This is a genomic window from Phyllobacterium pellucidum (genome assembly GCF_013327855.1).
In the GTDB taxonomy this organism is placed as follows: Bacteria; Pseudomonadota; Alphaproteobacteria; order Rhizobiales; family Rhizobiaceae; genus Phyllobacterium; species Phyllobacterium pellucidum.
The window spans coordinates 54118-68409 of record NZ_JABUMX010000006.1; the positions used below are offsets into that span (position 1 = coordinate 54118).

General features: G+C 59.0%; 12 protein-coding genes. 8 read left to right on the forward strand and 4 right to left on the reverse strand.

Annotated elements, in window-relative coordinates:
• The 5 genes from cydB to repC all read left to right on the forward strand — a co-directional run bounded on the left by cydB (position 1) and on the right by repC (position 5254).
• Positions 1-1155, forward strand: coding sequence for a cytochrome d ubiquinol oxidase subunit II (gene cydB / locus HQ945_RS19720; RefSeq protein WP_113280380.1), 1155 nt, complete (start codon positions 1-3; stop codon positions 1153-1155).
• 16 nt (positions 1156-1171) lie between these two features.
• On the forward strand, positions 1172-1297 hold the full coding sequence (gene cydX / locus HQ945_RS19725) for a cytochrome bd-I oxidase subunit CydX (protein WP_113280381.1): 126 nt from the start codon (positions 1172-1174) through the stop codon (positions 1295-1297).
• Between the two features lie 271 nt (positions 1298-1568).
• Complete coding sequence (gene repA, locus HQ945_RS19730; protein ID WP_174208427.1) at positions 1569-2768, forward strand: plasmid partitioning protein RepA; 1200 nt, start codon at positions 1569-1571, stop codon at positions 2766-2768.
• Positions 2769-2851: 83 nt separating this feature from the next.
• On the forward strand, positions 2852-3817 hold the full coding sequence (repB, locus tag HQ945_RS19735; RefSeq protein ID WP_113280383.1) for a plasmid partitioning protein RepB: 966 nt from the start codon (positions 2852-2854) through the stop codon (positions 3815-3817).
• 159 nt (positions 3818-3976) lie between these two features.
• Positions 3977-5254 carry a plasmid replication protein RepC gene (gene repC, locus HQ945_RS19740; protein WP_113280384.1) on the forward strand — a complete coding sequence of 426 codons (1278 nt, stop codon included), beginning with the start codon at positions 3977-3979 and terminating at the stop codon, positions 5252-5254.
• A gap of 165 nt (positions 5255-5419) precedes the next feature.
• Here the strand turns inward: repC and HQ945_RS19745 are convergent, their stop codons facing one another.
• From HQ945_RS19745 to HQ945_RS19760, 4 genes are all read right to left on the reverse strand, one after another.
• Positions 5420-5764 carry a DUF779 domain-containing protein gene (locus tag HQ945_RS19745; protein ID WP_091924607.1) on the reverse strand — a complete coding sequence of 115 codons (345 nt, stop codon included), beginning with the start codon at positions 5762-5764 and terminating at the stop codon, positions 5420-5422.
• A 60-nt stretch (positions 5765-5824) separates the two neighbouring features.
• Positions 5825-7342, reverse strand: coding sequence for an aldehyde dehydrogenase (gene adh, locus HQ945_RS19750; RefSeq protein ID WP_113280385.1), 1518 nt, complete (start codon positions 7340-7342; stop codon positions 5825-5827).
• A gap of 158 nt (positions 7343-7500) precedes the next feature.
• On the reverse strand, positions 7501-8469 hold the full coding sequence (locus HQ945_RS19755) for a GAF domain-containing protein (protein WP_113280386.1): 969 nt from the start codon (positions 8467-8469) through the stop codon (positions 7501-7503).
• A gap of 81 nt (positions 8470-8550) precedes the next feature.
• A complete protein-coding gene (locus HQ945_RS19760) occupies positions 8551-9003 on the reverse strand; it encodes an Lrp/AsnC family transcriptional regulator (RefSeq protein WP_027232945.1) in 453 nt (150 codons plus the stop codon).
• Between the two features lie 122 nt (positions 9004-9125).
• Here HQ945_RS19760 and HQ945_RS19765 point away from each other — a divergent pair, with 122 nt between their 5' ends.
• From HQ945_RS19765 to HQ945_RS19775, 3 genes are all read left to right on the forward strand, one after another.
• Entirely contained in the window at positions 9126-12179 is a 3054-nt protein-coding gene (locus tag HQ945_RS19765; RefSeq protein ID WP_113280387.1) for an aminotransferase class III-fold pyridoxal phosphate-dependent enzyme, read from the forward strand.
• A 127-nt stretch (positions 12180-12306) separates the two neighbouring features.
• Positions 12307-13323, forward strand: a complete 1017-nt coding sequence (locus HQ945_RS19770; protein ID WP_091951863.1) for an amino acid ABC transporter substrate-binding protein — start codon at positions 12307-12309, stop codon at positions 13321-13323.
• A 167-nt stretch (positions 13324-13490) separates the two neighbouring features.
• A complete protein-coding gene (locus HQ945_RS19775) occupies positions 13491-14273 on the forward strand; it encodes a ThuA domain-containing protein (RefSeq protein WP_174208428.1) in 783 nt (260 codons plus the stop codon).
• Positions 14274-14292: the final 19 nt, after the last annotated feature.

Sequence of the window (14292 nt, forward strand, 5' to 3'; positions counted from 1 at the left end):
ATGATACTGCACCAATTCATCGACTATGAGCTCCTGCGCCTTATCTGGTGGGTCCTGCTGGGCGTTCTTCTCATCGGCTTTGCTATTACCGACGGCTTCGACCTCGGGATTGGCACGCTCCTGCCCTTCGTCACCAAGACCGAGACGGAGCGGCGCATTGCGATAAACGTCATCGGCCCAACCTGGGAAGGCAACCAGGTCTGGCTCATTCTTGGCGGCGGCGCGATCTTCGCCGCATGGCCCCCGCTTTACGCGGTTTCCTTCTCCGGCTTCTATCTCGCGATGTTCGCAATCCTCGCGGCATTGATCCTGCGGCCGGTCGCCTTCAAATACCGTTCGAAGCGCGATAGCGACCGCTGGCGCAGTGGATGGGACATTGCTCTTTTCATCGGCGGGTTCGTGCCGTCGCTTATCTTCGGCGTCGCGGTGGGCAATGTCCTCCAGGGCGTTCCGTTCCGCTTCAACAACGACCTTCGCGTCTTTTACGAGGGTACGTTCTTCGGCCTGCTCAATCCGTTCGCCTTGCTGTGCGGCGTACTTTCGGTCGTGATGCTCATCATGCATGGGAGCGCCTATCTGATGCTGAAGACCGACGGCCCGATCGCCGAACGCGCCCGCAGCTATGGCGCGCTCGCGGCACTCGTGACGCTCGTACTTTACGCTCTTGCCGGTATCATTCTTTGGCTGGGCATTGATGGCTACGTCATCACGAGCGCGATCGATCCTCACGGCCCGTCAAACCCACTCATGAAAACGGTGGCGGAGGCGCCGGCTGGCTGGTTTAGCAACTATGGCGCCTATCCCGTGCTGCTCATCGCCCCGATACTGGGACTTGCCGGCGCTGCCCTGGCCTTTTACGGCTTTCGCGCGAGGGCGGAAATAGCGACGCTTCTCGTGAGCGCTCTGTCGATCTTCGGAATGATCGCAAGCGTCGGCGTGTCGATGTTCCCGTTCATCCTCCCCTCCTCGCTGGATCCACGGTCGAGCCTGACGGTTTGGGATGCATCTTCGAGCCATCTCACACTGTTCATCATGCTGGTCGTGACCGCGATCTTCATCCCGCTGATCGTCGCCTACACAAGCTGGGTCTATCACGTGCTCTGGGGCAAGGTAGATGCCAATTCAGTCGATGACAAAAGCGGCCACGCCTACTGATTGAGAGGATCGAATCATGTGGTATTTCTCCTGGCTTCTCGGATTACCATTCGCCGCGGCCTTCGCCGTCCTTAATGCGATGTGGTACGAACTCGTAGAGGACGATGGGACACGCAAGGATGGCACCGATCAGCGCAGATGATCACAGCTTTGTTCTGCGCAGCAGCAGTTTACTGCGGTAAACTGGATTGATTTCTTGCGTTGAATCAATCACCAAGAGCCGGCGTCCATGTGATGGCAAATGTCGTTTGGAGCGGTTGACGCCTTCCCGGATTCGCCGGCTCTTCCACAGGCCGAAACCCTGTTAACCTTTTGTTAACCCAAAAATTCTTGCCGGATCAGACGAATCGGAGCTTAATGGCGCTTCGTAAAGCGTTTGCTTTGAAAAAGCGCTATTAGAGGTTTCGATTCAGATGAATATCGCAATGCCTCTGCCCAAGTTCGAGTTCGACGACAAAATCCTCGATCAAGGGGCGGAGATCTCCCGCCGGCTGGACCAACTTCGGATGGAAAAGTTTCCTCCGAATGCGAAGAAGACATTGCGTTCCTTTTCGATGGCCGAGGTCGCCCATTATCTCGGCGTCACCCAGAACAATCTGAAGCGACTGCACCTCGAGGGCAAAGGCCCTGTACCTGCACAGGCTGCGTCAGGTCGCCGTTCCTATACGGCCGAGCAGATGATGGAATTGCGGCACTATCTCGATCGCAACGGCCGCACCGAAGTGAAGAAATACGTGCCGCACCGCAAACCGGGCGACAAGCTGCAAGTCATCGCCGTGGTCAATTTCAAGGGCGGATCCGGCAAGACGACGACCGCTGCGCATCTTGCCCAATACCTCGCCCTGACCGGACACCGCGTTCTTGCGATCGATCTTGACCCGCAAGCCTCATTGTCGGCTCTGCATGGCTTTCAACCCGAACTCGATCGCAATTTGTCGCTCTACGAATCCATTCGTTATGACGGTGAGCGCAAGCCGATTTCCGAGGTGATCCTGCCGACCAACTTTCCCGGGCTCGACATCATCCCGGCAAATCTCGAACTACAGGAATATGAATACGACACCCCGCTGGCTATGCAGGATCGCTCCTCGCTTGAAGGTCGTCAGTTCTTCACTCGGATCGGCAAGGCCCTCGAAGAAGTGGATAGCCGCTACGACGTTGTCGTTGTCGATTGCCCACCGCAGCTTGGCTATCTGACGCTGACAGCCATGTCGGCGGCGACGTCCGTTCTTATTACCGTTCATCCGCAGATGCTCGACCTCATGTCGATGTCGCAGTTCCTGTTGATGCTCGGCGGAATCCTGAAGACAGTCAAGCAGGCTGGGGCAAAGGTCCAGCTCGACTGGTTTCGCTACCTGATCACGCGCTACGAGCCGACGGACATTCCGCAGGCCCAGATGGTCGGCTTCATGCAATCGATGCTGGCCGAGGAGATCCTTTCCAATCCCATGCTGAAATCCACGGCAATCTCCGATGCCGGGCTAACAAAGCAGACCCTCTATGAGGTCGAGAAGAACAGCTTCACGCGATCAACCTATGAACGCGCAATTGAGTCGCTGGACGCGGTCAGCGCCGAGATCGCAACGCTCATTCACCGTGCGTGGGGACGCTGACCATGGGTGAGGGGTTTACCGCAGTAAAAAACGCGAAATTGGAACGCAGGATCAATTGCTTACAGCTTGGCGAGAGCAGATAGATGGCCCGTAAGGACATTTTCAGCAGTGTCATGAACCCGGCGCCGGGCAAGACCGAGCGCAACAATGCCCTGAACTATGTGGTAAGTGGTGCGTCGCGCTCGATAAAGAGCTCCTTCGAGGAACTCGCCAAGGGAAGCGTCGTCGAACTTGATCCCGATCTCGTCGATGGATCGTTCGTTGCCGACCGTATCGACGAGGACGACGAGGCGTTTCAGGAGCTGCTGACCGCGGTGCGGGAGAGGGGGCAGGATTCGCCCATTCTTGTGCGGCCGCACCCAGCGGCGGCCGGGCGCTACCAGGTTGTCTTCGGCCACCGCCGTGTCAAGGTAGCAAAGCATCTCGGCCGGCAGGTCCGCGCCGTCGTGAAGGCGCTCGAGGACCAGGACCATGTGATCGCACAGGGCCAGGAGAATGCGGCCCGTTCGAATCTTTCCTTCATTGAGCGCGCATTGTTTGCAAAGCGGCTGGGCGATCTCGGCTACGATCAGTCCATCATCAGGTCCGCATTGGCGATCGATGCGACGACGTTCTCGAAAATGCAGTCCGTCGGCGCCCACATCCCGGAAGATATCATCCTCGCTATCGGCGCTGCGAAGGCGACGGGACGGGATCGGTGGTGGCAGCTTTCGAAGCTATTGGAAATGCCAGGCAATGCGGCGAAGGCGAAGGCACTGGTCGCGTCGGGTGAACTAGAAGCGGAGACGGGCGACGCGCGCTTTGGGCAACTGTTCGATTTGTTGAGCAAGGCCAACAAGCGCCCCGCTAAGGCCGCTGCTTCGCGCAAGAAGGCCTGGGCGCCGACGGACAAGTCGCTCCGCGTCGATATCAACGACAACGGCAAGGCGTTTACCCTGGCGCTCAAAGCCAAAAACGCTTCGCGCTTCGGATCCTATATTACCGACAGGCTGGAGGAGCTTTACCGCGAATTCCAGCAATCGGAAACGGTCAATAAATCAGGAGATTAACCCGCAAAAGAAAAAAGCCCACCTCAACATCGCTGTCTCGGAAGGCTTCTCTCATATCTCTAGCAGGATCGAGAATCGCATTTCCCCGAATCAGTGTCAAGATATTTTGACGTCGTTCTGGCGAGTGGATTTCTTTTGCCTTTAGAAAGGTAAGAGGCAATGCAGACGGGGAATGCATTCACGACGCCCTTTGGGCGGCGGTCGCTATCGCTTGGCATGTTGGCAACCCAACACCTGGCCCTGGAGATAGATCCGGCAACGTCGATCGACAAATGGAAGCTGTTCAGGAGCCTGTGCGAGGCGAGGGCGCTGGTAGGAATTTCGGACCGCGCTCTGGTGGTACTGAACGCTCTGCTGACGTTCTATCCACAGGCGGAGCTCAGCGAAGCAAACGGGCTTGTTGTCTTCCCGTCAAACGCGCAGCTGTCGTTGCGGGCGCATGGAATGGCTCCCGCCACATTGCGTCGCCACCTCGCTGCCCTGATCGAAGCGGGGCTCATTTTCCGCAAGGACAGCCCCAACGGCAAACGCTTCGCACGCAAGGCGCGGGGAGGGGAGGGTGGTGAAGCATTCGGCTTCTCGCTGGCTCCCTTGGTGGCGCGGGCCGAGGAACTCGCAGGAATGGCCGAACAGGTGAGAAGCGAACGGCTTCAGCTGAAACTGATGAAGGAGCGCGTAACGCTGCTCCGGCGCGATATCGTCAAACTCATTGAACTCGGCTTCGAGACTTTGCCCGATCTCGACTGGAGCGTGCAGTACAGGCGGTTTCGCAGTGTCATTGACGGGATTCCGCGTCAAGCGACCATCCACGATCTGGAACCCGCTGTGGACGGTCTGGAATGCATCCACATGGAAGTGTCTAACAACCTGGAGAAACAGTTAAATTCTGAGAATATGAGCGCCAAAGAGTCTCAAACTGAGCGCCACAAACAAAATTCAAACACCCAATCCACCTCTGATCTTGAACCTAGCTTTAGAAAAGACCAGGGGGCAAAAGTCGTGGATCAAACGGGAAGCATGACAGAGACAAAGCAGTCGGTATCAGACAAGATGGCCAGAAGCGCGCAGACGCCGGAAACTGCACAGACCGACAGGCCTATCCCGCTTGCATTGGTTCGCCAGGCATGCCCGAGCATTGCCGCCTATGGGCGCGACGGTATTTCAAGCTGGCATGACCTGATGGCCGCGGCCGTGGTCGTGCGCTCGATGCTTGGGGTGAGTCCTTCGGCCTATGAGGAAGCTTGCGATATACTGGGCCAGGAAAATGCGGCGATTGTCGTAGCATGCATCCTCGAAAGGGCAGACCATATCAACTCGGCCGGCGGTTATCTGCGTTCCTTGACGGACAAGGCGGCACGCGAGGAGTTTTCGGTCTGGCCGATGCTCCTTGCTCAGCTGCGGGCCAATGGCAGCCACGTTCAACTGGTGAAAACATGACGAAGGCCGGATTTATGACAGCCAGGCATGGCGAGCGAACATATGGATGCGCCGATGAAGCGGAAGTGAACGTCGTTTTGTCTTCCGCTTCGACAAAAACATTAACCTAAACAGAGGATTAACGGGTGGGCTGCGCTTGGCCTTTCGGGGGGAGCAAAGCCGCGGTTAGTCGTTGCTGCCAACGGCACAGATCGTGGACCGCGTGAGGAACCGCACTTCACGCCCATTGTCGAGCGAGAACATGCCACCCCGTCCCGGAACGACATCGATGATCAGGTCGGTGTGTTTCCAGACATCGTACTGGGAGGCGCTGATATAGACCGGCGCGCCGCCGATCTCGCCAAGCTTGACGTCCTGGTCACCGATGATGAAATCGCCTTGCGTATAGCACATGGGCGAAGAACCGTCGCAGCAGCCGCCGGACTGGTGAAAGAGGATCGGCCCGTATTCCGATTGCAGGGTCGAAATCAATTCGAGTGCAGCAGGGGTGGCGGTGACTTTTTCTTCCATGCGAGCCTCCAAGTGAAATTGATGGCGCCGGCCTTCCAGCGCCATCAATGATCCAACCGGTCAGAAGAAGCCGAGTTTCTTTGGACTGTAGCTCACAAGCATGTTCTTCGTCTGCTGGTAGTGGTCAAGCATCTTCAGATGATTTTCCCGGCCGATGCCGGACTGCTTGTATCCGCCGAACGCGGCATGCGCCGGGTAGGCGTGGTAACAATTGGTCCACACGCGTCCGGCCTGGATGGCGCGGCCAAAGCGATAGCAGGTATTGGCGTCGCGGCTCCAGATCCCGGCGCCGAGACCGTAGAGCGTGTCATTGGCAATCGACAGGGCCTCGTCATTATCCCGGAAGGTGGTCACGGAAACCACTGGACCGAAGATCTCTTCCTGGAAGATGCGCATGCGGTTGTGACCCTTGAACACCGTCGGCTTGACATAGTAGCCGCCGGCAAGATCGCCTGGAAGTTCGTTGCGACCGCCACCGATCAGGACCTCGGCGCCTTCCTGCCTGCCGATGTCCATGTAGGAGAGGATCTTCTCGAGTTGTTCGCTGGAGGCCTGCGCGCCGATCATGGTCGCTGGATCGAGCGGGTCGCCCTGGACGATAGCCTCGACGCGCTTCAACGCACGCTCCATGAACTTGTCATAGATTGCTTCATGAACGAGGGCGCGGCTCGGGCATGTGCAAACCTCGCCCTGATTGAGCGCGAACATGACGAAACCTTCGATCGCCTTGTCGAAGAAATCGTCATCCTCGGCCGTGACATCCTTGAAGAAGATGTTGGGTGATTTGCCGCCGAGTTCGAGTGTGACCGGAATGAGATTCTGGCTGGCATATTGCATGATCAGGCGGCCAGTCGTCGTCTCGCCGGTAAATGCGATCTTGGCAATGCGCGGGCTGGAGGCGAGGGGCTTGCCTGCCTCAAGGCCGAAGCCGTTGACGATATTGAGGACGCCTGGCGGCAGAAGGTCGCCGACCAATTCAGCGAAAACGAGGATCGATGCGGGGGTCTGTTCAGCAGGCTTCAGCACGACGCAGTTGCCCGCAGCGAGCGCGGGAGCAAGCTTCCAGATCGCCATGAGAAGCGGGAAGTTCCACGGAATGATCTGGCCGACGACGCCGAGCGGTTCGTGGAAATGATAGGCGACCGTGTCGTGGTCGATCTCGGAAATGCCACCCTCCTGCGCGCGGATGGCGCCGGCGAAATAGCGCAGATGGTCGATCGCCAGTGGCAGGTCGGCTGCGGTCGTTTCGCGAATGGGCTTGCCGTTGTCCCAGGTTTCGGCTTCGGCCAGGATGTCGAGGTTGTCTTCCATCACCTGGGCGATCTTGTTGAGGATGACGCTGCGCTCGGCCGGGCTGGTGCGGCCCCAGGCCTCCTTGGCAGCATGCGCTGCATCGAGTGCTGCTTCGACATCACTGGCGTCAGAGCGGGCGATTTCGCAAATTACCTGGCCGTTTACGGGCGACGTATTTTCGAAATATTTGCCGGACCTCGGCTCGACGAATTTACCGCCGATGAAGTTGCCGTATCGCGACTTGAATTTGGGTTTGGCTGTGCGGTTGAACTCTACCTTGTTCATGTGATTTCCTCCCTGACGCGAGCCGGTTTTGACGAACTCGCGCGTTAAATACCGCCTCCTGCGGCAGGGTTGGAGCATCGGCGAGAAAGCCCGGCCTGTCAGCCGGGTGCCGGCAACATGACAGTGCGAGTGTCGCAGATCTGAGACAATTGCCCGCGCTAATTGAGTCCGAGGCGCTTAAGCTTCCGATGCAGCGTGGCGCGGCTCATGCCAAGGATCCCGGCCGCAAGGGAAACATTGCCGCCTGCATTGCTGAGAGCGCGGCGGATGACGCTGCGCTCGGCTGAGGCGAAACCGCGTTCGGGATCGATCTCCTGGCCAAGGAGGTTGGCGGCCGGCAGCGGACCGCTGAGGCTTTCATCGGTTAAGCCGAAGACGTGGCGTGCGGACCGTGACGCGCCGATGACGAGATCGTCCTGGTCGACGGCAATCAGCGCATTGACGACGCGATCACCCGCAATATTGTCGCCGGCCATGACGATGCGCGCCTTGGGAAAAGCAAGACGGAAATTCTCGGCCTCGACCCGGCGGGCCGCATCGACGACCGCCATGGCAATAAGCTTGACAAAGTCTTCCGTGAGATCGGACCGCGCCGACGAGACATCGATCACGGCCATCAAGCGACCGCGATGGTCGAAGATGGGCGCGACAGTGCAGGAAAGAGCGGTATTGCGACTGCGAAAATGCTGGTCGCGGTGGATGGTCAGCGATCGTTGCTCGGCGATGGCGGTTCCAATCCCGTTCGTGCCTTCGCTTTCTTCGCTCCACACGGCTCCCGTCCAAAGGCCGATCTTGTAGAACGTCGTATCGTCACCAGCATAGCCACGACGATCGACAGGCACGCCCTCCTTGTCGGCGAGGAGAACGCAACAACCGGCACCGCCGACGGCTGTATAGAGCCGGTCGAGTGTTCCGGACGCCGTGTCGATGAGCGAACCGAGCCGTTCGCGCGCCTCCGATAGTTCGCGGTCGGTCAAAACGTTCGGCGGGGTGTGTTCCTCCGGGTTGAGACCATAGAGGCGCATGGACCGTCCCCACGATGCGACAAGTGCTGACTGCGCCGCAGCATCGCCGGCAAGCGCCGTTTGGATGTGTTCCGCGTGCAAGCCCTCATGCAGTCTTCCCATGCTCTCCTCCCACAGAGTGCTGGCGATCCGCCGATCCATAGCAGCATAGGTCGCGGCGGTCCGCCGTCAAGTCGGCAACAGCTAAAGTGCGAGGCTGGCGTCGCCTCGGTCGATGTCGCGCCGCAGGATGATCGACGTCGTTACATCGTCGACCTGATCCATCGTCGCGACCCTGTCGCGAATTATGTTGAGGTGATTGATCGATGGCACTTCAATTTCGACGATCAGGTCAAGTTGGCCGCTGACTGACGAGACACGCCGAACTTCGGGATAGGCGGCAAGGCGGTCGAGGACGCCGAGCGAGGGCGTGCGAACCAGGCTGATGAGTAGAAAGGCGCAAATCAGCCCTTCGTTCAGCTGGCCGATATCGGCGCGATAGCCGCGAATGACACCTGACTTTTCGAGAAAGAGTATCCTTTCGCTCGTCGCGCTGCGCGAAAGACCGATCTCGCCGGCGAGAGTCTTGATGGGAATTTTGGCATCGCGCGAAAGAATGCTGAGGATCGCGCGGTCCTTGTCATCAAGCTCTTTCATTGCACTTTCATCCTCGCCGACCAAATGCCGGTCAGGGCCGTCAAAACGACGATGAAACCGGCGGATTAACGGATGCCCGATTTTTTGACCCATGCCAAGCTTGAAGACAATGGAGCCTGCGCATGATTGATCTGTCTCATCCGGCACCGTCGTTCTCGGACGCGGAAGCTCTCATAATCGCTCGTGAGCACTTCGGTATCGAAGGCCGGATCAGCCCGCTTGCCAGCGAGCGGGACCAGAATTTCAGGATCGATGCGAACGAGGGCCATTCCTTCATCCTGAAAATGGTCAACGCCTGCGAGCCGCGTGACCAGAGCGATTTTCAAACGGCATTGCTTGAGCACCTTGAGAAGCACGCCTGCGAACTTGCCATGCCCCGGCTGCGCCGCACCTTGACCGGCCTTGCGCTCGCAAGCGTCGAAGGGCCGAGCGGCGAGCATCACGCCGTTCGCATGGTGTCCTGGCAGATCGGCGAACCACTCGCGACAATGGAGCGAACGCCCGCAACGCTTGGCAATCTCGGCAAAGTTCTCGGCGAGTTGGACCGGGCATTGCAGGGCTTCATCCACGCCGGTGCCCTGCGAACTTTCGATTGGGATATTCGGGCGGCGGGGTTGTCGCGGCAGCGAGTGCAATATGTCAACGACGCAGGCGATCGCGCCTTGCTGGAACGCTGGCTCGATCGCTTCGACCGTGATGTAGCCCCGCGCCTGCCTGCCTTGCGCGCTGCCGTCATTCACAATGATGCCAATGACTGGAATGTGCTGGTCGATGCCTCCGACCCCACTCGCATCGCCGGCCTCATCGATTTCGGTGATGCACTGCACAGCGTGGTGATTGCGGAGGTCGCAGTTGCCTGCGCCTACTCCATTCTGGAGGTTGAGGACCCGATCGGAGCTGCTGGGTCGATTGTTGCAGGTTTCAACGCGCAGTACTCGCTTCTGGAGGAGGAAGTCGACCTGCTCTTCGACCTGATTGTAATGCGGCTCGTCATCAGCGTAACCATGTCGGCACAGCGCAGCGACAAGACTGCCGAAAATCCGTATCTGCAAGTGAGCGAGGCACCTGCCTGGAACTTGCTAAGGCGGCTCGACCGGATGAACCCGGGGCTTGCCACCGCAATCCTGCGACAGGCCTGCGGCTACGACGCATTCCCCGGCGCAAAAGCAATCGTCCGTTGGATAGAGGACAACAACAAGTCCTTCCAGCCGATTCTTGCGACGCATCCGGCGCGGTTCGGGAAGGGCATCGTGCCATATGGCGATCCACAGAACCCCATGACCTTGCTTTCGGCAGGAAAGGAGCCCGAGAAGGCGACCGAGTGGTGGGATGCTTATGCTGCCGACCATAAAATTGCGCTCGGCATCGGTCCCTGGGGGGAGGAGCGCTCGGTCTACACCGGCACGATGTTCGAGTCGCGCTTCATTGCAGGAACACGGCGCACGCGGCACCTCGGGCTCGATCTCTTCATGCCTGCCGGGACGAAGCTCTACACCCCGATCGACGCCATCGTCAGCGAAGTGATGATCGAGGAGGACCCTCTCGGTTATGGCTGTCTGGTCAAGCTGGAACATCGGCCGGAGGGCTGTCCGCCTTTCGCGACGCTTTGGGGGCACCTCGCGCATGAGGCAGTTGGTCGCTTGCGTCCTGGTGAAAAACTCCCCGCCGGCGACCTGATCGGGGAGATGGGTGGTCCTTCGGAAAATGGCGGTTGGGTGCCCCATCTGCATCTCCAACTATCGGTCGATGCGCAGCTGGCCGCGATGGAGATACTGGGTGTCGGCGAGCCGGCATTTCTCCCGGTCTGGGCCGAGCTTTTCCCCAATGCCGCAGCCTTTGCGGGATTGCCGCCGGAGACGTTCGAGCAGTCAGGGCGGAGCCGGAGCGAGATCGTTGCCGAGCGCAAGTCCATCCTTCTGCCCAACCTTTCCATTTCCTATGCCGAGCCGATCAAATTTGTCCGCGGGGAGGGCGCCTGGCTGATCGATGATCGCGGCAGGGCGTATCTCGACTGCTTCAACAATGTCTGCCATCTCGGCCATGCCCATCCCGATGTCGTAGAGGCATTGCGCAAGCAGGCCGGAATTCTGAATACGAACACGCGCTATCTCCACGACAACATCGTCGATTACGCCGAGCGACTGACAGCGACCCTTCCCAGTGACTTGTGCGTGGCAACCCTTGCCTGCAGCGGCAGCGAGGCGAACAGCCTGATGTTGCGGATGATGCGCGCCCATACGGGCCGCGAGGAGGCGATCGTGCTCGATTGGGCGTACCACGGCACGACCCAGGAGCTTATCGATCTCAGCCCCTACAAATATAAGCGGAAAGGCGGCAAGGGCCGGAAGTCGCACGTCTATGAAGCGACTATACCTGACACCTACCGCGCGCCTGCCGATTGGCCAGCGGATAAGATCGCGCAGCGGTATGCCGAGAGCGTTGCCGAGCAGATCGCGGTGATGCGCAGGGCCGGCAAGGGACCGGGCGTCTTCCTGGCCGAGTCCATCCCCAGCGTGGCGGGACAGGTCTTTCTGCCCGAAGGCTACCTTAGGGAAGTCTATGCCATGGTGCGCGCCGCCGGCGGAATTTGCGCGGCGGATGAGGTGCAGGTCGGGTTCGGGCGCGTTGGGAGCCATTGGTGGGCCTTCGAGACGCAAGGCGTCGTGCCCGACATCGTCACCATGGGCAAGCCGATCGGAAACGGCCATCCGATGGCAGCCGTGGTGACGACCCGCGAGGTGGCCGCCTCGTTCAATAACGGGATGGAATATTTCAATACATTCGGTGGCAACCCTGTTTCCTGCGCGGTCGGGCTTGCCGTGCTTGATGTAATCGGGCGTGACGATCTGCGCGGCAACGCGCTCTCGATCGGCAACTATCTGCTGGAGCGTTTCAGGGCGATGCAGGCGCGTTATGAAGTGATCGGCGACGTTCGCGGCCAGGGTCTGTTCCTCGGCATCGAACTTGTTACCGATCGCAAGACCAAGCAACCGGCCACGGAGATTGCCCGCACGATCAATAACGGGGCAAGGGAGCGGGGCGTGTTGATGGGAACCGAGGGACCGCACGACAACGTGCTGAAACTGCGTCCCCCGATGATTTTCAGCCGCGCCAATGCGGATCTGCTGATCGAGGTCATGGAGGAGACCTTCGCAGCGGTCATGGCCGAGGTATAAAAGGCGCAAGCCCGGCACAGTCTGCAGCAGGCGACGCCGGTAAACTCAAACATCGAAACCAATGGGTCTTCGGACATGTGTCCGGCGGCACGGACAGGCTTTGCCTGCCAAAACGAGGGAGAACACAATGAAACTGACATCCGTTATTGCACTGCTGCTGGCGTCGGCAGCGTTCGCGGCATCGCCCGCGTCGGCCGATACACTCGCAACGATCAAGGAGCGTGGCAAGCTCAATTGCGGCGTAAGCGAAGGCGTGCTCGGCTTTTCCAATGCCGACGACAAAGGCGTCTGGACGGGCTTCGACGTTGATTTCTGCAAGGCCGTGGCGGCAGCCGTCCTCGGCGATCCTACTAAGGTGACCTATGTTCCGCTTTCGACGAAGGCGCGATTTGCGGCTCTTCAATCAGGCGAAGTCGATCTCCTGTCGCGCCAGACGACGTGGACGCAGTCGCGCGATACCGGCATGGGCATGCGCTTCGTCGGGACGATCTATTATGACGGCCAGGGCTTCATGGTGAAGAAATCCGTTGGCGTAAAGAGCGCAAAGGAACTCTCCGGCGCGACGCTATGCACCGAAACCGGCACAACCACCGAAATGAACGCCGCGGATTTCTTCAAGGCGAACAACATCAAGTACGACATCATCTCGTTCGAAAAAGCCGATCAGACGATTGCTGCATTCAATACGGATCGCTGCGACGTCTATACGACAGACGCCTCCGCGCTCTATGCGCAGCGTCTTGTCCTGACCGATCCGGATTCATCGCTGGTATTGCCGGAGATCATCTCCAAGGAGCCGTTGGGACCGGCCGTCCGCCAGGGCGACGACCGTTGGTTCGGCATAGTCCGGTGGACCTTGTTTGCCCTGATCAACGCGGAGGAACTCGGCGTCACCAAGGATAACATCGCGGCGCAGTTGGAATCCGACAATCCCGAAGTTCGCCGCTTCCTCGGTGCGGAAGGCAATACCGGCGAATCCATGGGTCTCGACCAGAAGTGGGTTTATAACATCGTCGCTGCGACCGGTAATTACGGCGAGATGTTTGAGCGCAGTCTCGGTAAGGGCAGCCCGCTCAAGATTGATCGCGGCATCAATGCCCTGTGGAATGCCGGCGGCCTGATGTACGCCCCGCCGATCCGCTAACAACGGAAATCCCTTCGTTCATTGGAGGGGGTTTCATGCATCCTGTTTCTGAAGAATATGGAACCAGACCAATGCGTTGATCATTGGTCTGGTTGAAGGCATCGCCTTCTGAGCGTCATACTGGGCGCGTACCCTCCCAATCGTATCCGAGAAACAGGAATAGAGACATGGCTATCCGAACACTCGTCTGGGGCGAAAACGTTCATGAACAGACGAATAAGACCGTTGCCGGGATTTACCCCGAAGGCATGCACACACAGATAGCAAAACTTCTTGCCGCGGACGAAGAGATTTCCGTCAAGACAACGACCTTGCAAGAGCCTGAGCATGGTCTGACCGAAAGGGCGCTCGGTGAAACCGACGTGCTGGTTTGGTGGGGGCACCAAGCCCATGGCGATGTCGGCGATGAGATCGTTGAACGGGTGGCAAAACGCGTATGGGAGGGCATGGGGCTGATCGTTCTCCACTCCGGCCATTTCTCGAAAATTTTCAAGCGGCTGATGGGTTCGCCTTGTGCCCTCAATTGGCGCGAGGCCGGCGAGCGTGAGCGGCTCTGGGTTGTCAATCCGGGTCATCCCATTGCGCGAGGGCTTCCTGCCTATTTCGAGATCGAGAACGAGGAAATGTACGGCGAACCGTTTTCCGTGCCCGAACCGCTCGAGACGGTGTTCGTATCGTGGTTCCAGGGCGGCGAGGTCTTTCGTTCGGGTCTGACCTATCGCAGGGGCGCGGGCAATGTGTTCTATTTCCGGCCGGGTCATGAGACTTATCCGACCTATCACCACGAGACGGTTGGCCTCGTTCTGCGTAACGCCGTGAACTGGGCCTATAATCCTGAGCGGTATCCCACTATAACAACCGCGCCGAATGTGCCGGTCGAGAATGCGCTCGAGCCGATCGAGGCGCGGGGCGGCAGCGTTCACGCCGAAGGCCAGGAAGGCTTTCGCTGATATCGCTGGATTGGCATCA

Bases quoted from the DNA above. Each gene is read 5' to 3' on its own strand.
- cydB (WP_113280380.1), top strand. From the start codon at position 1: ATGATACTGCACCAATTCATCGACTATGAGCTCCTGCGCCTTATCTGG.
- cydX (WP_113280381.1), top strand. From the start codon at position 1,172: ATGTGGTATTTCTCCTGGCTTCTCGGATTACCATTCGCCGCGGCCTTC.
- repA (WP_174208427.1), top strand. From the start codon at position 1,569: ATGAATATCGCAATGCCTCTGCCCAAGTTCGAGTTCGACGACAAAATC.
- repB (WP_113280383.1), top strand. From the start codon at position 2,852: ATGGCCCGTAAGGACATTTTCAGCAGTGTCATGAACCCGGCGCCGGGC.
- repC (WP_113280384.1), top strand. From the start codon at position 3,977: ATGCAGACGGGGAATGCATTCACGACGCCCTTTGGGCGGCGGTCGCTA.
- HQ945_RS19745 (WP_091924607.1), bottom strand. From the start codon at position 5,764: ATGGAAGAAAAAGTCACCGCCACCCCTGCTGCACTCGAATTGATTTCG.
- adh (WP_113280385.1), bottom strand. From the start codon at position 7,342: ATGAACAAGGTAGAGTTCAACCGCACAGCCAAACCCAAATTCAAGTCG.
- HQ945_RS19755 (WP_113280386.1), bottom strand. From the start codon at position 8,469: ATGGGAAGACTGCATGAGGGCTTGCACGCGGAACACATCCAAACGGCG.
- HQ945_RS19760 (WP_027232945.1), bottom strand. From the start codon at position 9,003: ATGAAAGAGCTTGATGACAAGGACCGCGCGATCCTCAGCATTCTTTCG.
- HQ945_RS19765 (WP_113280387.1), top strand. From the start codon at position 9,126: ATGATTGATCTGTCTCATCCGGCACCGTCGTTCTCGGACGCGGAAGCT.
- HQ945_RS19770 (WP_091951863.1), top strand. From the start codon at position 12,307: ATGAAACTGACATCCGTTATTGCACTGCTGCTGGCGTCGGCAGCGTTC.
- HQ945_RS19775 (WP_174208428.1), top strand. From the start codon at position 13,491: ATGGCTATCCGAACACTCGTCTGGGGCGAAAACGTTCATGAACAGACG.